Origin of the sequence: Dehalobacter restrictus DSM 9455, from assembly GCF_000512895.1 — a bacterium.
Classification (GTDB): domain Bacteria; phylum Bacillota; class Desulfitobacteriia; order Desulfitobacteriales; family Syntrophobotulaceae; genus Dehalobacter; species Dehalobacter restrictus.
Window position 1 is genome coordinate 1,442,991 of sequence record NZ_CP007033.1, and the last position, 19,591, is coordinate 1,462,581.

A 19,591-nucleotide genomic window follows, 5' to 3' on the forward strand; every position below is an offset into this window, starting at 1 on the left:
CTTTTCTTATACGCTAGCACCGAATATTGCACCGGTAATCATCGGGATCAACCAGATAACCCACACAAGAATACTGAATTTATGAAATTTACCAATCATTTGCTCATTGTTTTTCATCAAGACGACTGTTGCCCAAATGGCATGAAAAAACATAATGATAATCGCCGCGAGACCGGTGAGACCATGAAAAGTGAATTGAAGCAGGCCTCCTACCATAAGTCCCATTGCCCCAGTTCCAATGGTATCGCAGATCAGGCCGCAATAAAAGGTTATGACATGCCACCATTTCAGTCTGCGTTGAAAATGCTCGCTCCAGACGCCGATGCTGTAAATCAGTAAAGCTAAAGAAATGAAAACCATTCCGATTAAACCATACGTACTCATTAATAATCCTCCTGTATGATCCAGTTAATGCTACTTTGTAACTATCATATCAGAAAGAGGTAAAAATGGTAATATGTAATGATTGCCCATCTCTCGCAATCATTTTTTTATCTGCGCAGAAGGGAACTTGTCCTTCGTTGTAGAAAATTATATAGCAGTTCAGAATTCAGGAGGAAATTAATGAATCAGCCACAATTCTTTGCAGGACAAAAACTTAATTTTACGACTAACTCCGAATTGTTTCACGACATCTATACTGCAGAAATAAAGAATGTATTCCCTGACCGCTTGGAATTGGCAATCACTTTACATAAAGGTTATCTGCTGCTGATCCCGATTGGTACCGTGATACGCTGGCTGGTTTCCGATTCGAAAATCGTCCTTACATCCGAAGTGATTTCCCGGCAGCCGGCTCAGCAGAGCTGGTGCGTTACGATTCCAACTGTCCAGAGACAGCAAAAAAAATCCAGAGTCATTGCGATCGGCAGCGGTAAGGGAGGAGTTGGTAAAACTTCACTCGCTATCAATTTGAGTATGGCTTTAAGCCAGCTTGGTAAAAGAGTCATTATCCTTGATGCCGATATTGGGATGGCCAATGTCGAATTATTGTTGAAATTGAATAATCCGCTGAACCTTACCCATGTCCTGAAAGGCGAGTGCACCTTAAAGGACATTCTGACTCCCGGCCCGGGAGGAATTAAGCTTCTGCCGGGTTCAAGCGGCATTTCATCATTAACAAATCTCAGTCCTCTTCAGTTTAACCGTATCATATCCGGATTTGCGGATCTGGAAGGTGAATGCGATATCTTTCTGATCGATACCGGAGCAGGTATTTCGGAAGTCGTACTTAAATTTTTGGAGGCTGCGGATGACCTGCTGCTGGTTACCACCACAGAACCGCACGCGATGATGGATACATACGGACTGACCAAAGCGCTGGCGTACCGCAATTCGAATATCCGTCCTTACCTGGTGATCAATCGCTGTGAAGATGAAGCCGAAGCGATAAAGTGCTGTGAAACATTTAAGAAAGCTTCGTCCAAGTATCTCAAGCTGCAGCCGGAACTGCTTGGCTGGATTTACGATGACAAAAAAGTCACAAAATCCTTAAAGAGTCAAAACCCCTTATTTTTATCCCAGCCTAATTCTGAATATGCAGTTCAGGTCCTCAGCATCGCCAAAACGCTTCTTGGGAAAAGAGTCACCCATGAAAGGTCCACGGGAATTTTGTCCTTTATCAATAAAATTAAAAGAAATTTTGCCTAGAATATAAGGAATTTCTCAAGGAATAAACGTGTGAGCCAATGAATTGGAAAATTCCTGTATTTTCTTAAGGCTTAATTAATGGTATGATATAGCAGTGTACGAATGACAAGCTAAGGGAGGCGAGAATGATTAGTAGAAAGATAAACAAAAATTATCTGGACAAAATCATACAAAAATTTAAAAAAGCGAATACTGCAGAGGCTTTGGCTAAGCAAGCGAAAAAAATAAAATTTGGCATCGTGAACTTAGCAAATAAAATCGAATATAAAGAAATTTTTTCGAAGACGGCAGCAAAGATTAAAAATATTTCCTGGAAATCTCCAAAGACGATCGGGATCACCGTGCTGGCTTTGGCAGTGATTTTCAGTGGTTGTTTTTATTTTAGCTCGACAACTCCGGCAGTAGGTATTGTTGTAAACGGTAAAAACATTGGTTATGCAGCAAGTAAGTCTGAGGCTAAACGACTGGTTCAAGAGATTCTTACCCAGCAGGGGAACGCAGCCGGAACCGTTGCTCAGACCAGCGATACCATAGAATATAAAAGTCTAAGATTAAAGAATGAAGATTATACCGGGCCGGTGTCTAAAGATGTTTTGGCAAATGCCATTAAGCCGTACGTCAATGGCTATGGGCTACAGGTGAATGGCAAAGTCGTGGTTGTTTTAGCCAACGAACAAGACATCAATACTTTGTTGAAAAAGTATGAGGATTATCAGACGAAGCCTTCGAAAAATAATACTGTTTCTTCAGTTAAAATTGTCGAACCGGTCTCCAAAATTGCATCAAAGGTTCACCCGAGTGAAGTCAAGACAGTTGATGCCGCTTTGGAAATCTTGGTTAAAGGCGATGTGGCAGAAACCACGTATACCATTCAAGAAGATGATTCTTTATGGCTGATTGCCCGTAAGAACAATATGCTGACAGACGAAGTGATTGCTGCTAACCCGGGATTTACTGAAGACTCAGTAATTCAGCCAGGACAGAAAATCAAGCTTGTTCAAACAAAGCCTTACCTTACAGTACGAAGTGAAGGTACGAAAGTAGTCAGTGAGGTTGTTCCGTTTGATGTGCTTTCCAAGACGGACAGCAGTCTCGGCTACGGCAAGAGTATCATCAAGCAGGCGGGTAAAGATGGTGAAAAGGCCGTTACATATTCGTATGTTGAGGAAAATGGTAAAATGATCGAAAAGCAGGTTGTCAAGGAAGAAGTCGTCAATAAACCTGTAAATCAGATTGTTGCTAAAGGACCTGGCCGCTCAATTGTCTATGTTGGGACATCCCGCGGATCCGGCAGTATCTCCGGTTTAAGCTGGCCCATCAGCGGAGGTATTACCTCCTATTATGGTTCTCGTCATGGCAGCTTCCATACTGGAATCGACATTGATGGAGTTACCGGCCAGCCCTATTATGCGGCAGCTTCCGGCACCGTTGTAGAAGCAGGATGGGATGGCGGATATGGATACTGCATCATGATCGATCATGGTAATGGCGTATCTACCCGGTATGGTCACTCATCCAAACTGTTTGTCAGTGTCGGACAAACTGTATCGAAAGGCCAAAACATCGGCAATGTAGGCTCAACCGGCAATTCAACAGGATCACATTTGCATTTTGAAGTAATCATTAACGGCAGTACTGTAAATCCTTTGAACTATCTGTAAAACAGGAATAAAATAGCGCTTGGACAAGCGCTATTTTTTTTAACTGTCTAGGTTATCGAAAAGCTGTACATTTTCCGATAGATCGAAGTGCAACCTAAGTTTTCTAAAAAACTTGACAAATAGGATGTAATTGGTAGGATTATTTATAATATCTTTTTTTGGATGGAGTGATAGCATGCCATTTCAGATCGTAGTAGACAGCGCTTCAGATATGCCAAGAGATCTAGCTGAAAAACTTGGGATTGTTGTTGTCCCGATGCCGGTAAATATTGATGGGGTTACCTATGCAGAAGGGATCGATATTTTTCCGGACAAGTTTTACGCTAACTTCAAAGACTATAAAGAACTCCCGAAGACTTCGCAGCCTAATTTGAATCTCTTAAAGGACGCCTACGAAAAAGTATTGGCTGAAGGTAAAGAAGTCATTGCCATACACCTGTCTTCCGGCTTAAGTTCAACTTGTCAAACGGCAGTGATGGTGCGGGAAATGTGCAGCGCTTCGGAGAAAATACATATCATCGACAGCCTTGGTGCATCTTTGGGATTTGGGCTGCAGGCAATACTTGCGTCAGAAATACTGAAGCATACCGATACCTGGCAGGAGATTGAACCGCAAATCATGGAGATTAAAAATAAAATGCGGTACATTTTTACCATTGATACGCTGGAGTACCTTGTCAAAGGTGGAAGATTAAGCAAAACAGCCGGATTCGTCGCCGGACTTTTGGATGTCAAACCGATCCTGCACATGAATACGGAAGGAAAAATTGACGTATTTAACAAAGTCAGATCCAGAAAAGCTGCGATCCGCAAGCTTATTGAAATCATGAAAAATGAGATCGTTGAAGCAGAAAAGCAAGTGATCGGGATTTCTCATTCGGCATGTTTGGAAGAAGCCAAAGCCCTGGCTGAAGAAATCAAAAATACACTGCCGGTCAAAGACGTAATTATTAGTGATATTGGCTGTGTTGTAGGCAGCCATGTCGGACCGGGAACGCTGGCACTTTACTACCAGTCCGTTCCCAAGATGTAATAAACCGGGTAGGTCTGAAGGCCACAATACCGCTTTCTGGCCGTTGCGTCCTCCTAGACGCAAAAGGCCGCGCTTCGCAATCCTGCTCCGCTCACAGCGGAACTGTGGCCTTCAGACTGATCATAAGTTTTTTAAGTAAGTCTTCATAGCAACAGTTTTTATCTGCATAAATATTATAGCTTTCAAGCAGAGGATTGATTGAATACATGTCGAACGAAATGAATAAGAAAGTGTGTACGATTTCGTATGGCTGTCAAATGTCCGAGCGGGATGCCGAGACCTTGACGGCCATTTCGGAAAAAAACGGGTACGCGCGCACCGAGAACCCTGAACAAGCCGATTTGATTATCATTAATACCTGCTGCGTCAGAGAAAGCGCCGAAAATAAAATTATTGGCAAAATCGGTCAATTGAAAAAACTGAAAGAAAAGAAACCGCAGCTCAAGATTGCGGTTGCCGGATGCATGATTCAACAGCCCGGCCTTCTGGAAAAACTCCAAAAAAGAGCCCCTCATGTCGATATCTGGACAGGGACCTTTGATCATCATCAATTTGAAGGTTTGCTGAGAACAGCGGATCAGGGCGGAAAAGCCGCGCTTGTTTCCGAGGCGGCCTGTGAAACTACTGAGGTTGTTCCTTTGGCTGAAAAAGGAAAGCTCCGGATCAATGTCAACATTATGTATGGCTGTGACAATTATTGTGCCTATTGCATTGTTCCTTATGTCAGGGGAAGGGAACGCAGCCGGCCGATGGACGTCATTCTGGACGAAATCAGGACACTTGTTAAAAATGGCTGCCGTGATGTGACCTTGCTTGGCCAGAATGTCAATTCCTACGGAAAAAAAGACGGTTTTGCCTATGATTTTTCCGATTTGCTGACTGAAATCGATAAAATTGAAGGGCTTTACCGAATCCGGTTTATGACCTCTCATCCGAAAGATTTCAGTGATAAGCTGATCGAGACGGTAGCCCGCGGTGAGCATATCTGTGAACACTTCCATCTGCCATTCCAGGCCGGAAGCAATCAAGTGCTGGCGGCAATGAACAGAGGGTACACCAGGGGATATTATCTGGAAAGAATTGCGCGTATTCTGGAAATTGTACCCGAGGCCCGATTGACAACCGATATTATTGTTGGGTTTCCCGGAGAAACGGAAGAAGATTTTGAACTGACGCTTGATCTTGTCAATACAGTGCCTTTCAACCAGGCTTTTACCTTCATGTTTTCCAAACGGTCCGGGACAGCGGGGGCGTTGCTTCAGGATCAGGTTCCGCTCGATATCAAGAAAAACCGTCTGCAGAGACTGATGGCGCTTCAAAATTCTCAGAGTCTGAGCTGGCGCCAGAAAATGATTGACAACCGCTATGAAATTCTGGTGGAAGGACCCAGTAAGTCGGATCCTAAATATTTAACAGGCCGTACCAGAGGAAATGAGATTGTTGTATTCGAAAGCAGGGAGGACTTGGTTGGTTCACTTGTTTCGGTTACAATCAGATCTGCAAATTCCTGGACGCTTTTTGGGGAGCTAAGTGAACCATGAATACACCCATGCTGCAGCAATATCAAGAGATAAAGAACAGGGTACCGGATACGATCCTGTTTTTCAGGCTTGGTGATTTTTATGAAATGTTTGGCCAGGATGCCGAGACCGCTGCTCCGGTTCTGGAAATTGTGCTAACGGCGCGGGACGCAGGCAAGGGCCAGAAAATACCCATGTGCGGAGTTCCGCATCATGCCGTGGACGGTTATCTTCTGAAATTGGTCGCTGCCGGATTTAAAGTTGCCATTTGTGAACAAATGGAAGATCCTCAAGCCAGTAAAGGAATTGTCAAAAGAGACATTGTCCGGATTGTGACGCCGGGTACGCTGGACAGTATCAGCTCGGAAACAAAGAACAACTTTCTGGCGTGTGTCTATAAGGAGAAAACGTGGGCGCTCGCTTATCTCGACATCACAACGGGTGATTTCCGGATCATGGAGACGCCTTCCATTCAGATCCTGCAGGCAGAATTAAACCGTATTGCACCTTCCGAACTTATCCTGTCCAAGGACGTTGCGATGCTGTCCAAACTATTTACGGATTATTATTTGACAGCGATCGAAAAAAATTTGTTCCTGAGGACGGCTGAACTTAGTGAAAGATTTAAGAAGCAGGCAGAGCTTTTGCAGCAAATGCCGGTTGCCTGCAAAGCTGCAGCCGGACTTTGGCAGTATATCAGTCAGAATATCCCCAACTCGGGACAGGAACATATCCTGCGCATTTCGGTGAGCCAAAGCAGTACGGCAATGGTTCTCGACAAATGGACTAGAAGGAATCTTGAACTTGTCGAATCACTGCGAACCAGCGATGAGAAAGGGACCTTATTTTCCACCCTGAATTTAACCAAAACGGCCTTTGGAGCCAGACTGCTCAGAAACTGGGTGCAGCAACCCTTACGCGATCCTGAAAGCATTAATGAACGACTGGCTTCTGTCGAAGAGTTAACACGGAATACTTTTTTACGCCAAGATATACAAAAAGCTTTGACAACAGTGTATGACCTGGAAAGGCTGCTTGGAAAACTGTCCCTCGGCAAAGCAAGTCCCCGGGATCTGCTGGCGTTGGGCAGCACGTTATCCTGCCTGCCTAAGGTCAGGGATTGCATCACTGACAACGGTTCTCAGAAATTAGCTAAATATCTGCCGTCCCTGGCAGGACTTGATGACCTTGCGCAGGAACTGCTTGCGGCCATAAACCCTGAAGCACCATACTCTCCGAAGGACGGAAATATTATTCAGAACGGCTATTCAGCAGAAATTGACAGTTTGCGGGCGATATCGTCCGGCGGCAAAGAATGGATTGCCCGCCTGGAAAATCAGGAAAGAGAACGCACCAGAATCCGTTCGTTGAAGATCGGCTTTAATAAGAACTTTGGGTACTTTATTGAAATCACCAATGCGAATGCCCATTTGATTCCGGATGATTATCAGCGAAAACAGACGCTGGTCAATGCCGAGCGATTCATCACCCCGGAATTAAAAGAATACGAGCAGCGCGTCCTGACTGCGCAGGACAGGCTCAGTGATCTCGAATATCAGCTGTTTTCTGTGCTTCGGGACAAGGTTCTGGCTTGTTCGCTGCTAATCATTAACGCTGCCCAGTCGTTGGCTGAAATCGATGTTTTTGTCTCCTTGGCCGGAACCGCCATTCAAAACAATTATGTCAAACCGGAAATACGCTCCGATGGGATCATTCATATTGTTGAGGGACGGCATCCGGTTGTGGAAAGAATCTGTGATACGTTTGTTCCGAATGATACGCATCTTACCCGTAATAAACACCTTGCACTGATTACCGGCCCCAATATGGCCGGGAAATCGACCTATATGCGCCAGGTAGCCCTGATCGTTTTAATGGCCCAGATCGGCAGCTTCGTGCCGGCTCAGAAGGCCGCCATTTCGATCGCCGACTGTATTTTTACCCGGGTAGGAGCTGCCGATAACCTGGCAGCAGGGCAAAGTACATTTATGGTCGAAATGAACGAAGTCGCCCATATTCTTAAAAATGCCACGGCGGACAGTTTAATTATTTTGGACGAAGTCGGCAGGGGAACAGCAACGTTTGACGGTCTCAGTCTGGCTTGGGCGATTGCCGAGCACCTGGTTGAAAACCCCGAAATTAAAGCCAAAACATTATTTGCGACACATTACCATGAGCTAACCGAATTGGAAGAACGTTATCCTGAAGTTTTTAATCTGCATGTGGCTGTTAGGGAACAGGGTGACGATGTTGTTTTCCTGCATAAAATACTTCCCGGCAAGGCTGACCGGAGCTATGGCCTTCATGTGGCGAAGATTGCTGGCCTTCCGCCCCATCTCTTAAAAAGAGCGGCCATCATTCTCGGTGAACTCGAAAATTCCCCGACCCAGCGCAAGATAGTGAAAGCTGTTGATGCCAATATGCTGCAGCCGTCGCTGTTCGATAACCAGAGCACGCATCCGATATTCAAGGAGCTTGAAGAGCTGGATCTGGATAATCTTGCACCGCGTCAGGCGATGGATTACTTGTATGATCTTATTAGCCGCGTTAAGGCTACGAAGATTATTTAACGGCATTTCTGTGTGTTATTGTGTAATATCGTAATGAGGTCTTTGTGCATTCTATAAATCAGTTATTATGTTGTGGCCTTTTTTGAAAGAACTAATCTCATTTGGGGCCTGTCTGGGTGCCACAATACCGTTTTCGGCTATTGTGCCCTCCATGGCGCAATAGCCGAAAACGGTACTGATTACGCAGACCAACCCCATATAATAAAAATCATTAGATCTAAACATATTGATTTAACTGTTCAAACCAGCCTGAGCAAAACAGAAGGAGGAGATAACATGGCCAGCCTTATTGGCATCGATGTGGGCGGAACGTTTACCGATGCTGTCATGATCACGAATGGCGTGATCGAGCGTAAGGGTAAAATTCCGACCAATCAGGATGACATTCTGAATACACTTATCAGCGCCCTGGATTATCTCCAAATTTCCGAGGCTAAAAACATCGAAATGATTACCGTCAGTACGACGCTTGTAACGAACGCGATTTTACAAAAACGATTGCCCGAGGTCAAATTGATCCTTTTTCCGGGGACCGGCATGAAGCTTTCCTCATTGCCTTGGCCGGTGGATTACAGTGTTTTAACCGGTGTTTTGGATTATCGCGGAAGGGTCGTTGTGCCAGCGGATCAATCAGAGTGGCAGACGCTTGCTGAAAAATTGAACAAACAATCCATTAAGCCGCTTACGGCCATTGTCAGCAAATTCTCCCATCGCAACAATGTCTTTGAGGAACAGCTGGCAGCATATTTGCATAGAGAGGCACCTGGAATTATAACAGCTCTGGGAAGCCAGTCCGGGCAGGCCAATTTCTACCGCAGAAGTCTGACGACTTATCTGAACCTGGCCGCAACAGAATTGTTTCAGAACTTCGCTTATCAGTTGAAAATGGCGGTTGAGGCAAGGGGATGTCGGGCGCCGATCCGGGTGCTAAAGGCGGATGGCGGGGTCTTGCCGCTGGCAAAGATCAGACCGGTTGAGTCGATTTACTCCGGACCGGCGGCAAGTGTACTTGGAACGCTCGCCCAGAGCAATCCGGAGGAATCCTATGTCGTTGTCGATATCGGCGGAACCACGACCGATATAGGACTGGTATTATCCGGATCTCCGTTAATCAGCACCCACGGCGCGCAGATCGGACCCTTCCTGACGAATGTCCGCTCGCTGGCTGTACGTTCAGTCTCTATTGGAGGGGATTCAGCTGTCTGTCTGGAGCAGGGAGAGGTTATGCTGGCCGACTACCGCTTAGGTCCTGCCTACTGCATAGGAGGAATCAGCCCGACACCTACGGATGCGCTGCGCTACCTGAATCTGACGGATTACGGTGATCTGCAGCGGGCTGAAGAAGCGCTTGGCCTGCTCCTGCCCGAGAACCAAAGAACAGCATCTGCTCTGCGCCGGACAGCACAAATCATCGTTGGAAAAATGGTTGAAAAAATTGCCCGGGCCATTGAGCAGCTGCTAGAGGAATGGAAAACCGAGCCGGCCTATAAGGTCTGGGAAGTCATCCATCATCATGATGATTTTAAATTCTATATCCAGCTCAGCGGAGGAGGAGCACCGGGGCTTGAAGCAGCGCTGGAGAATCGGATGAGACTGCGGACGGTTCTGACTGAATTCTCCGAAGTTTCGAATGCCATCGGAGCATCGATGGCTAAACCAACCTTTTCCTGGACACTCCACCTGGATACGAAGTTCTCTATTTACAGGATAGAGGAAACCGGGGAGCAGGGCATTTGGACCGGACCTAAAAAACCCCATCGAGAAGTAGAAGATTTCTTGAAAGAATTAGCGCAAAAACAGGCAGTCGGTTTTGGAATAGAAACAGACGACCTGGAGAAAGAGATCTTTGATTATTTTCCGCTGGTTGAGAATTATCATACGGTCGGCCAGATTGTCAAAGGTGCGATGCATGTTCCGCCGGGAGTCATTGGGAGGATACGGTCATGAACAAGACAGGAATTATCTTCTTTCCGGCTTTTGACTGGTCTCTTGGGGAATTTCATCCGGAACGGGAAGAACGCTTGCTTTACACCCAGGAACAGATCTTTGAAGAAGGGATCATGGACCTTCCCCAGGTCAAGCAATACTCTCCCGGGGTGGCGGATCTTTTTGATGTCTTACGAACCCAGGCGATTTTTCCGGATCTCCAACAGCATAATCTCGATGCCCATCTGATCGCTGTTGGAAGTTCGCTGGTTCTGGGCAACGCGCTGATGAAAAAGGAAATTACGAACGGCTTTGCGCTGGTGCGCCCGCCTGGCCATCATTCCGGAGCGACAGTCTGGGGAAACAGAGGATTCTGCACCCTGAATAATGAAGCTATTTTAATTAATGTCCTTCGGGCCAAATACGGCATCAAAAAAATTGCCGTCATCGATACGGATGTTCATCACGGTGACGGGACGCAGGATATTTTTTATCATGATCCGAATGTCTTTTATATATCGATCCATCAGGACGGCAGAACCATATTTCCCGGAACCGGATTTACGGAAGAGAAAGGTGGGCCGAATGCCTGGGGATCGGTACTGAATATCCCGCTTCTGCCGGGAGTTGGTGATGAAGGTTTCCTCTATGCGCTGGAAAACTGGATTATGCCTGCAGTGGAAGCATTTAAACCGGATCTGATCATCAATTCCGCCGGACAGGACAATCATTTTACGGATCCGTTGGCTTCGATGAATGTGACGGCCAGAGGCTATGGCAAAATCACTGAAATGATCAAGCCCGATCTTGCAGTACTGGAAGGCGGATACGCGATTGAAGGCGCACTGCCCTATATTAATATGGCTATTTTCCTGGCGCTGGCCGGAGAAGATTATTCCGGGGTGGTGGAGTCGCAGAAACCTCAGAATACTGAAATTGGCGGTGATACGATCCGCTCTTTTCTGACCGATTTGAAAAGAACGAATGAGGCTGTCCGGCCTTCCTGGGCTTTCCGTAAAGAACCGTTTTTGCCGACAGGTGACTGGGTATATTCCGAGAAAAGTATTTATTATGATACGGACGGATTTAAAGAGAACCGCAGGGAATACATCCGCAAATGCAGGCATTGCGGGGGGACGGTGCTGATGATATCCCAAAAACCGTCGGCTTTTCAAAAAGCGGTGCTTGTCAGAATTCCGTTTGAAGCATGTCCCGATTGCGAACAGGCCGGATACGACCTGGCAGAAACTTTTCAAAAATCAGAAAAAACCGTTCTACTGCAAAATCAACGGAGAGATCAAGTCCATTTTTGGACAGATGGTAGGGAAGTGAATCCATTTGGCGGCTAGAATTAAGCTCCTTGATGAGCATTGCATCAATCAAATTGCAGCCGGCGAGGTTGTGGAAAGGCCTCTTTCCGTAGTCAAAGAACTGGTCGAAAACGCGCTGGATGCCGGTGCCCGAAAAATAGATATCAGTGTAGAGGGCGGAGGTACGGCCCTGATCAGAGTGAAAGACGACGGCGCCGGAATTCTGGCTGAAGATTTGCGTCTGGCAGTTCTTCCGCATGCTACCAGTAAAATATCGGCAATTACAGACCTCGATGACCTTAGGACACTGGGCTTTCGCGGAGAAGCGCTTCCGAGCATCGCTTCGGTATCCAAATTGAGTATTATGACGCGGACACCGGATGATGTCGCAGGACAGGAATTAAAAGTTGAGGGCGGCACGTTCCTTTCCATGACGGAAATCGGATGCCCGCCGGGTACAGTCGTAACTGTCAATGACTTGTTTTATAATACACCGGCCAGACACAAGTTCCTGCGTTCAGCCGTTACGGAGTTTGGCTGGATTTCCGACATGGTCGGCAGGCTTTCCCTGGCTAGACCTGATGTTGCTTTTTCCCTGCGTCACCCGAATAATATCTTACTGCATACGCCTGGAAACGGCAGTCTTATCGAGGCTATAGCAGCCGTCAGTGGCAATGATGCTGCCCGTAAGATGCTGCCGATATCCTACCAGGATGAAAGCCTTGAGATTTCCGGTTATGTCAGCATGCCGGAGCATGTCAGGTCGTCACGCAGCGGTCTTACCTTTTTTGTTAACGGCAGGGTTATCCGTTCCCAGTTAATGAATCAGGCCATCAAAGACGGTTATCATACGCTGATTCCTGCTAATACCTATCCGGTATGCGTTATTTCGCTGAACTTGCCTCCTTCAGATTATGATGTCAATGTTCATCCAGCCAAACTGGAAATTAAATTTAAAGAAGAAAAAAACTTAAGCAGAAAGATTGCGGAGGTTATCCGGAAGAACCTTCTGGACGGTGTTCCAATGCGGAGATATTCCTTTACGGAAAAAACAAGGACATCAGAATCCGGTCCGTCTAAACCCAGTCCGTCTCAATGGGAACAGCTCAAGATATTATACCGGCCATTGGAATCGAATAGGTCAGAACAAAGCTCTCCGGCGTACGATCCTGATACACCAATCATCCCAGAAAATCAGTCTTTCAGGGACGTAGAGAAGATAAAAGAACATCATTACCCATACATTAACGGACAGCTGTCTGAACAGCAGCCAGACCAGACGGAATACATTTCTGGCAGATTATCCGGGGGTATACGAGAAAGTATAGCGGATCGGGTTCCTGAGCGTATTTCTGATATGATTTCTGATCGTAATTCAGAGATTGCTCCGAACCGTAATCTTGAGCGCATCACGGACAATATTACGGATAGCCTCCCTGATAAAATTGCTGAAGTATCTCAAACTTTGCAGCAGGATAAGGAAACCGTATCGAAATTCCTGGAATTGAAAGCTGTCGGCCAAGTTTTTCATATGTATATTCTTGCTGCAGACGACAAGAATCTGTATATTATAGATCAGCATGCAGCCCATGAGCGCATCAGATACGAAAGCCTGCTTCAGCTTGCCAGACAACGCGAGACAGCAAGCCAGCTCCTTTTGATTCCGGAGACGGTAGAACTTACAGTTCAGGAGGAGCAGATCCTGCTTGCGCATTTTGACGAGCTGCATGGAATGGGCTTCATTTTTGAACACTTCGGAGACAGGACGTACTTTCTGCGGGGGATTCCGCTGCTAGATAGCCTGGAATCACCGGGGAAGATGTTCAAGGTCTTTATCGATGAAATTCTGAACACATCTTTTTCTCCATCCTTGGAGAAACTTCTGGAAGAGTGGATCATGATGCTGGCCTGCAGGTCGGCTGTCAAAGGCAAAGAGCGCTTAATGGTTCAGGAAATGGATGAAATCATACAGAAATTGGGCAGAGCAGATAATCCTTACTCCTGTCCCCATGGCCGGCCTACGATCATTCAGATATCCGAGAAAGAACTCAATCATAAGTTTGAGAGGGAATAAGTCAAATAAATAACATAATGGCAGAACGGATAAGATCATGGATCAAATGGATAATGTGATTGCCTATAAACGGTCAGATGAAAAACTTAAACTGCAGCTTGAAAAGCTCAGTATGCAATCCGGGATAAAAATTGTTCCGATGGATGCCTTATCAGAAGCTGATGGTCTTCCGATACTTCGTTACGTTAAACAGAAGCTCTGTCTTGAAGATGATGGAGAAAGACTCTTTTTCCATCCAAGTATGGCGTTATTAAGGATGATCAATATCCTGCGTGGCGTACCGGATCGTTTTCTTCAGGCAGTGAATCTTGAGGCCGGGGACATTTTTCTTGATGCGACCATGGGTCTTGCGTCGGATACACTGATCTCGGCGTACGCCGTCGGTTCCAATGGAAGCGTACTTGCTGTGGAAAGCTCGCCGCTGATCCATTTTTTGGTTCAGGATGGTCTGGATCAGGTTAAGCAGTTTAAACCTGCCAAGAAACTATCTCAGGTAAAGGCCCAGGCCTGGGTGGAATTGAGCCAGGCCACTTCCTGCATTGAAACGGTCTGGGCAGATCATACCAGGATATTGGAAGGGCTGCCGGATGCATCTGTAGATGTCGTCTATTTTGACCCAATGTTCCGTGTTACGGTTAAAGAATCTTCCTCGATCCGGCCGCTGAAGAAATGGTCCAATCCGAATCCTTTGGATAAAGATACGATCCGGGAGGCATGCCGCGTGTCCAGGAAAAGAGTTGTGTTGAAAGAACGAAAAGGCAGCAGTGAATTTACCCGGCTTGGTTTTTATGTTAAAGAGAAGAATAAATACAGCCCTGTGGATTTTGGTATCATCGATTTAACTAGGGTGGGGGAGGGTTTCCAATGAATCCCCTGATCGTTATTATCGGACCGACAGCAGTCGGCAAGAGTGCTCTTGGCATTGAACTGGCACTCAGGCTGCACGGAGAAATTATTTCCGGAGATTCCGTTCAAGTTTACCGGAAGCTTGATATCGGATCAGCAAAACCATCTAAGGCTGAACAGAAGGGTGTACCGCATCATCTGATCGATCTGCTTGATCCGGCTGAACCGTTTACAGTGGCAGGATTTCAGTCTCAGGCCAGAGAATGGATTGAGAATATTCAAGCCAAAGGGAAAATCCCGATTATCGTTGGCGGAACTGGACTTTACATTCGTTCAATTTTGGATGAATTTGAATTTCCGGAAGAAGGATCGGACCCAATCAAGCAAAAGTGGCTGGCTTATGCCAATCAGCATGGCAATAAGGAGCTGCATCTAAGACTCGCGGAATGTGATCGGGCTTCTGCCGAAAAACTTCATGTGAACGATACGGCAAGAATCGTCAGAGCCCTGGAAATCTTTGAATTAACCGGTAAACCATTATCTGAACAAAGGTCATACATGGAAAAAATGTATGCTGAATTGGATGAATCGGTCATTTATTTAGGGCTGACGGCTCCAAGAGACGTGATTTATGAACGAATCAATGATCGTTGCCGGAAAATGGTAGATTGTGGTATAATCGAAGAGACTCTACGTTTACTTCAGGAGGGTTATTCACCAAGGCTAAAATCTCTTCAAACCATCGGCTATCGTCATGTCGTTTATTTTTTAAGAGGTTTGGTCACTCAAAAAGAAATGCTGCGTCTGCTTCAGAGAGATACCAGGCACTTTGCCAAAAGACAATTAACCTGGTTTAAGAGGGATCCCAGAATCAAATGGTATGACTTGACAGAATGTTCGTCTCAACAAATTCTTGACGAAATTTGCGATTCTCTTGACTTGCGCAGTGATGGAAACTAAGGTAAAATTAGACAATAAGAAAAATGGTGATGGAGGTAAAAAATAAAATGAATAAATCACCGATTAACTTGCAGGATGTTTTCTTGAACCAAATCCGTAAGGATAACATACCTGTTACGATCTATTTGGTCAATGGATTCCAGCTCAAAGGATTAGTCAAAGGCTTTGATAATTTCACGGTTGTTCTGGACTACGAAGGCAAACAACAAATGGTATATAAACATGCCATTTCTACCATAATGCCAATGAGACAAGTCAATTTAAATGCCTTAGTCGGGGAAATGACTGAATAATTTCCTGCTGGGGCCATAATTGGACTGGGACCATATAGCTGATAGATATCACTGAGACATAGAAAAGAAAAGAAATGAATAGAACATCGTGTTGTGTACCCTACATAGCACGATGTTTATTTTTCTTATTATTTATATTTTTCCCAAATTAATGATTCACCTTTTTCACGCTTCGCTATATATATATAATGACGTTCTTATGGGGGGTGCTTCTTTTATGTCCATTAAGATAACCTTCAGATCAAATCTTCCGCCGGTACTCCAAACCCAGCCAATGACATCAGAACCTGAGTTGCCGGACTATGCCGGCAGCAGTAACAAAAAGACTGAAGAAATCATTACGGAACTCGATAGTTTAATTGGCTTAGAGTCAGTAAAAAAACTGATTCATGAGTTGTATGCTTTTGTAGAAATCTGCAAACGACGGGAAAAAGAGAAGCTGAATACGGAGCCTTTAGTCTTACATACCGTTTTTAGCGGCAATCCGGGTACAGGAAAAACCACAGTCGCAAGGCTGATCGGAAGATTGTTTAAGGAAATGGGCGTTTTGCCGAAAGGACATATTATCGAATGTGAAAGAGCAGATCTTGTTGGGGAGTATGTCGGACATACAGCCAATAAGACCAGAGAATTGGTTAAAAAGGCGCTCGGCGGGATCCTGTTTATTGATGAAGCCTATTCTCTGGCAAGGGGTGGGGAAAAGGATTTCGGCAAGGAAGCAATTGATGCCTTAGTCAAAGCGATGGAAGACCATAAGGATAACCTCATCCTTATCCTTGCCGGATATAAGGTTGAAATGGATGCATTCATAAAGACAAACCCTGGTTTGCGGTCGCGCTTTCCGCTCCATATCGATTTCCCGGACTACTCTCTAGATGAACTGATGTCTATTGGTGAACAGATGCTGACAGGTAGGCAATATACATTTTCTCCGCAGGCAAAAATTGTGTTCCGAAGAAACCTGCAGAATATGAATGCCATACAGCCTTATTCCGGTAATGCCCGGATGGTGCGCAATTTTGTGGAAAAAGCGATTCGCAGACAGGCCGTCAGACTCTACAGGCAGCCGAATCTGTCCAGGGAAGATTTAATGTGTATCAAAGAAGTGGATATTTCTTGATCGGGGGCATTTACCCTTTTACATATCAACGAGAAGAAGATACAATATGCCTATAACCGCATAAATCCGGAGGAATAAAATGGGAAAGACAAATCAATTAGGATTATCATTTTTAGACCGGTTTTTGACATTTTGGATCTTTATTGCGATGGCTATTGGCGTTTTTGGAGGTTATCTGTTCCCAAACCTTGCTGTATCGTTGGGTGAGTTCAGCACGGGTACGATTTCCTGGCCGATTGCCATCGGACTCATTGTAATGATGTATCCTCCGCTGGCCAAGGTAAAATATGAAGAGATCGGCAAAGTCGTACAAAATAAAAAAGTCTTCAGCTTTTCGCTGCTTCAGAACTGGATTATCGGACCGGTTTTAATGTTCATACTGGCTATCGTGTTTTTGAGAGATATGCCAGGTTATGCTATTGGTTTGATCATGATCGGTTTAGCTCGCTGTATTGCCATGGTCATTGTCTGGAATACGCTCGCGAAGGGTGATAATGAGTATTGTGCCGCACTCGTGGCCCTAAACTCCATATTCCAAATACTCTTGTATTCAGTTTATATCTATCTTTTTGTTACTTTAATTCCTAAATGGCTTGGCCTTTCCTGGGGTGGGCAAATCGTGGATGTTTCGATATGGGATGTTGCTAAAAGTGTTCTGATTTACTTGGGGATTCCTTTTGCAGCGGGTTTTATTACTCGTTTTAGATTGATCCGAGTTAAGACAAGAGAATGGTACGAGAATGTATTTATCCCTAAAATTTCACCGTTAGCTTTGATCGCCCTGCTCTATACAATCGTTATTATGTTTATGACCAAAGGGCAGGAGATTGTCACCAATCCAATGGGAGTCGCAAGAATAGCCATTCCCTTATTGATCTATTTTGCAGTCATGTTTTTTGTCAGCTTCTTTATGTCTTACAAAGGCGGCTTTCAATATGACCAGACGGTAACACTGGCTTTTACAGCAGCAAGCAATAACTTTGAACTGGCGATTGCTGTAGCTGTAGCGGTATTTGGCATCGCCTCCGACGTAGCTTTTACAGCCGTTATTGGGCCGTTGGTGGAGGTGCCAGTCATGATTGGCCTAGTGAATTCAGCACTTGCCTTAAAAAACAAATTTTATGACCAGCAGGGTTGGCCACGTAGGCATAAAGAAGAGCTTTAACCAATGCCGGAAAAGATAAAAGTAGCCTTTAATACATTTGATTTTTCTAAATAAAGTCTTATGTGTCTCTGCCTTGATCGTTAAGTTATATTTTTTCGTATATTGAAAAGTAAGCCAATTCGATGTAGTATTTTAGAAGAACTTTACTTAATGGAGGATAGTTTTTTGTCCGATTTGAATTTATCCGCGAAAATTACAGACGCGCTGTGCTATGCTGAACAGGTTTTGGCAAAACAAACCTGTATCATAAATCCAATCATTGAGAAGAACCATCAACGTGTCCTCAAAGCTTTCCAGGAGGCCAGAGTCTCAGCCTATAATCTGAATGGAACAACCGGCTACGGACTTGGCGATTCCGGGAGAGAAAAACTTGATACGGTGACCGCATCCATCATGGGTACTGAAAAAGCCATCATCAGGCACCAGTTTGTATCGGGTACCCATGCGATTGCATCCGCGCTCTTTGGTGTTCTCCGGCCTGGAGATCATTTTATTTCTGTTACCGGGATGCCGTATGATACGCTTCAGCAGGTGATCGGAATCAAAAACAACATTTCCGGCAGCCTGGCTGACTGGGGAGTGTCCTTTGATATCCTGCCTTTGGATGCTGATAGTCAGATTCAAATGGAAAAACTGGCTGCGATGGTGACTCCGCAAACGAAGCTGTTTATCATCCAGCGTTCCAAGGGTTATGAATGGAGAAATTCTGTTTCAATTGCCCAGATCAGTGAATTTGTTGGCTATGCCAAAACGCATTTTCCAGAGATCGATATCTTCGTCGATAATTGCTACGGCGAGCTTGTTGAGGATCAGGAACCCGGACATGTGGGGGTAGACCTGCTGGCAGGATCACTAATCAAGAATCTCGGAGGCACGCTGGCCCCGACAGGCGGCTACATCGCCGGCAGAGAAGATTTGGTCACGAAAGCCGCTGCCAGGTTTACCGCACCCGGCATCAATGCCGATGTCGGAGCAACCCTCGATAATCTTCGGCTCATGTACCAGGGATTGTATTTCAGCCCGCTGACGGTCAGTGAAGCGATCAAAGCTGCAGTTTTTTCCTCGGCCTTCTGGTCAAGACTGGGTTTTGAAGTCCATCCAGGTCCGAAGGATCTGCGGACGGATATCATTCAGGCGGTAAAACTGAATTCCAAAGAAAAGATGCTGGCCTTTTGCCAGGGTCTCCAGAAAGGTTCGCCGATCGATTCACATGTTCTGCCGCTGCCTTCGGAGATGCCAGGCTATACGGACGAAGTGATCATGGCTGGAGGAACTTTCATTCAGGGGGCCACGAGCGAATTTTCTGCCGATGGTCCGATCAGAGCCCCTTATGCCATATATATGCAGGGCGCGATTTCTCATATCTATGTGAAAAACGCTAATCTTTCAGCTGCGCAAATGCTTGAACAAAATCATCTGTTATAACGGTCTAAGCTAATAACGCGCCGGAAGCAGGGATAGTC

At 45.5% G+C, this 19,591-nt stretch carries 15 protein-coding genes; 14 read left to right on the plus strand and 1 reads right to left on the minus strand.

The annotated features are described in order from the left end of the window. Positions 1 to 6 precede the first annotated feature (6 nt). Entirely contained in the window at positions 7 to 384 is a 378-nt protein-coding gene (locus tag DEHRE_RS07030; protein ID WP_019225359.1) for an HsmA family protein, read from the minus strand. 180 nt (positions 385 to 564) lie between these two features. Here DEHRE_RS07030 and DEHRE_RS07035 point away from each other — a divergent pair, with 180 nt between their 5' ends. The 14 genes from DEHRE_RS07035 to DEHRE_RS07100 all read left to right on the plus strand — a co-directional run bounded on the left by DEHRE_RS07035 (position 565) and on the right by DEHRE_RS07100 (position 19,553). Beyond that, positions 565 to 1,650 carry a MinD/ParA family protein gene (locus DEHRE_RS07035; protein WP_019225360.1) on the plus strand — a complete coding sequence of 362 codons (1,086 nt, stop codon included), beginning with the start codon at positions 565 to 567 and terminating at the stop codon, positions 1,648 to 1,650. A 125-nt stretch (positions 1,651 to 1,775) separates the two neighbouring features. Further along, positions 1,776 to 3,311 carry a peptidoglycan DD-metalloendopeptidase family protein gene (locus tag DEHRE_RS07040; protein ID WP_025205649.1) on the plus strand — a complete coding sequence of 512 codons (1,536 nt, stop codon included), beginning with the start codon at positions 1,776 to 1,778 and terminating at the stop codon, positions 3,309 to 3,311. Positions 3,312 to 3,486: 175 nt separating this feature from the next. Next, on the plus strand, positions 3,487 to 4,344 hold the full coding sequence (locus DEHRE_RS07045) for a DegV family protein (protein ID WP_019225362.1): 858 nt from the start codon (positions 3,487 to 3,489) through the stop codon (positions 4,342 to 4,344). A gap of 206 nt (positions 4,345 to 4,550) precedes the next feature. Next, complete coding sequence (gene miaB, locus DEHRE_RS07050) at positions 4,551 to 5,885, plus strand: tRNA (N6-isopentenyl adenosine(37)-C2)-methylthiotransferase MiaB (protein WP_025205650.1); 1,335 nt, start codon at positions 4,551 to 4,553, stop codon at positions 5,883 to 5,885. Next, on the plus strand, positions 5,882 to 8,434 hold the full coding sequence (mutS, locus tag DEHRE_RS07055; RefSeq protein ID WP_025205652.1) for a DNA mismatch repair protein MutS: 2,553 nt from the start codon (positions 5,882 to 5,884) through the stop codon (positions 8,432 to 8,434). Before miaB ends, mutS begins: the two co-directional genes overlap by 4 nt. Positions 8,435 to 8,710: 276 nt before the next feature. Then, a complete protein-coding gene (locus DEHRE_RS07060) occupies positions 8,711 to 10,381 on the plus strand; it encodes a hydantoinase/oxoprolinase family protein (protein ID WP_025205654.1) in 1,671 nt (556 codons plus the stop codon). Further along, positions 10,378 to 11,709: a histone deacetylase family protein gene (locus DEHRE_RS07065; RefSeq protein ID WP_025205656.1), complete on the plus strand. Its 1,332-nt coding sequence runs from the start codon at positions 10,378 to 10,380 to the stop codon at positions 11,707 to 11,709. Before DEHRE_RS07060 ends, DEHRE_RS07065 begins: the two co-directional genes overlap by 4 nt. After that, complete coding sequence (mutL, locus tag DEHRE_RS07070; RefSeq protein ID WP_025205657.1) at positions 11,699 to 13,744, plus strand: DNA mismatch repair endonuclease MutL; 2,046 nt, start codon at positions 11,699 to 11,701, stop codon at positions 13,742 to 13,744. The genes DEHRE_RS07065 and mutL overlap by 11 nt, the downstream gene beginning before the upstream one ends. Before the next feature lie 37 nt (positions 13,745 to 13,781). Further along, a complete protein-coding gene (locus DEHRE_RS07075) occupies positions 13,782 to 14,612 on the plus strand; it encodes a class I SAM-dependent methyltransferase (protein ID WP_025205659.1) in 831 nt (276 codons plus the stop codon). Then, a complete protein-coding gene (miaA, locus tag DEHRE_RS07080) occupies positions 14,609 to 15,550 on the plus strand; it encodes a tRNA (adenosine(37)-N6)-dimethylallyltransferase MiaA (protein WP_025205660.1) in 942 nt (313 codons plus the stop codon). Before DEHRE_RS07075 ends, miaA begins: the two co-directional genes overlap by 4 nt. A gap of 47 nt (positions 15,551 to 15,597) precedes the next feature. Continuing rightward, on the plus strand, positions 15,598 to 15,843 hold the full coding sequence (gene hfq, locus DEHRE_RS07085; RefSeq protein WP_015045117.1) for an RNA chaperone Hfq: 246 nt from the start codon (positions 15,598 to 15,600) through the stop codon (positions 15,841 to 15,843). A 217-nt stretch (positions 15,844 to 16,060) separates the two neighbouring features. Then, positions 16,061 to 16,963 carry an AAA family ATPase gene (locus DEHRE_RS07090; protein WP_019225371.1) on the plus strand — a complete coding sequence of 301 codons (903 nt, stop codon included), beginning with the start codon at positions 16,061 to 16,063 and terminating at the stop codon, positions 16,961 to 16,963. A gap of 79 nt (positions 16,964 to 17,042) precedes the next feature. Further along, positions 17,043 to 18,128, plus strand: coding sequence for an ACR3 family arsenite efflux transporter (arsB, locus tag DEHRE_RS07095; protein WP_025205661.1), 1,086 nt, complete (start codon positions 17,043 to 17,045; stop codon positions 18,126 to 18,128). Between the two features lie 150 nt (positions 18,129 to 18,278). Further along, the gene (locus tag DEHRE_RS07100; protein WP_025205662.1) at positions 18,279 to 19,553 is read left to right on the plus strand and encodes a methionine gamma-lyase family protein; all 1,275 of its coding nucleotides are present in this window, start codon (positions 18,279 to 18,281) and stop codon (positions 19,551 to 19,553) included. Positions 19,554 to 19,591 lie beyond the last annotated feature (38 nt).

What these genes read in the sequence shown, in the direction of transcription:
- DEHRE_RS07030 (WP_019225359.1), bottom strand. Translation starts at nt 384, where the DNA reads ATGAGTACGTATGGTTTAATCGGAATGGTTTTCATTTCTTTAGCTTTA.
- DEHRE_RS07035 (WP_019225360.1), top strand. Translation starts at nt 565, where the DNA reads ATGAATCAGCCACAATTCTTTGCAGGACAAAAACTTAATTTTACGACT.
- DEHRE_RS07040 (WP_025205649.1), top strand. Translation starts at nt 1,776, where the DNA reads ATGATTAGTAGAAAGATAAACAAAAATTATCTGGACAAAATCATACAA.
- DEHRE_RS07045 (WP_019225362.1), top strand. Translation starts at nt 3,487, where the DNA reads ATGCCATTTCAGATCGTAGTAGACAGCGCTTCAGATATGCCAAGAGAT.
- miaB (WP_025205650.1), top strand. Translation starts at nt 4,551, where the DNA reads ATGTCGAACGAAATGAATAAGAAAGTGTGTACGATTTCGTATGGCTGT.
- mutS (WP_025205652.1), top strand. Translation starts at nt 5,882, where the DNA reads ATGAATACACCCATGCTGCAGCAATATCAAGAGATAAAGAACAGGGTA.
- DEHRE_RS07060 (WP_025205654.1), top strand. Translation starts at nt 8,711, where the DNA reads ATGGCCAGCCTTATTGGCATCGATGTGGGCGGAACGTTTACCGATGCT.
- DEHRE_RS07065 (WP_025205656.1), top strand. Translation starts at nt 10,378, where the DNA reads ATGAACAAGACAGGAATTATCTTCTTTCCGGCTTTTGACTGGTCTCTT.
- DEHRE_RS07075 (WP_025205659.1), top strand. Translation starts at nt 13,782, where the DNA reads ATGGATCAAATGGATAATGTGATTGCCTATAAACGGTCAGATGAAAAA.
- miaA (WP_025205660.1), top strand. Translation starts at nt 14,609, where the DNA reads ATGAATCCCCTGATCGTTATTATCGGACCGACAGCAGTCGGCAAGAGT.
- hfq (WP_015045117.1), top strand. Translation starts at nt 15,598, where the DNA reads ATGAATAAATCACCGATTAACTTGCAGGATGTTTTCTTGAACCAAATC.
- DEHRE_RS07090 (WP_019225371.1), top strand. Translation starts at nt 16,061, where the DNA reads ATGTCCATTAAGATAACCTTCAGATCAAATCTTCCGCCGGTACTCCAA.
- arsB (WP_025205661.1), top strand. Translation starts at nt 17,043, where the DNA reads ATGGGAAAGACAAATCAATTAGGATTATCATTTTTAGACCGGTTTTTG.
- DEHRE_RS07100 (WP_025205662.1), top strand. Translation starts at nt 18,279, where the DNA reads ATGGAGGATAGTTTTTTGTCCGATTTGAATTTATCCGCGAAAATTACA.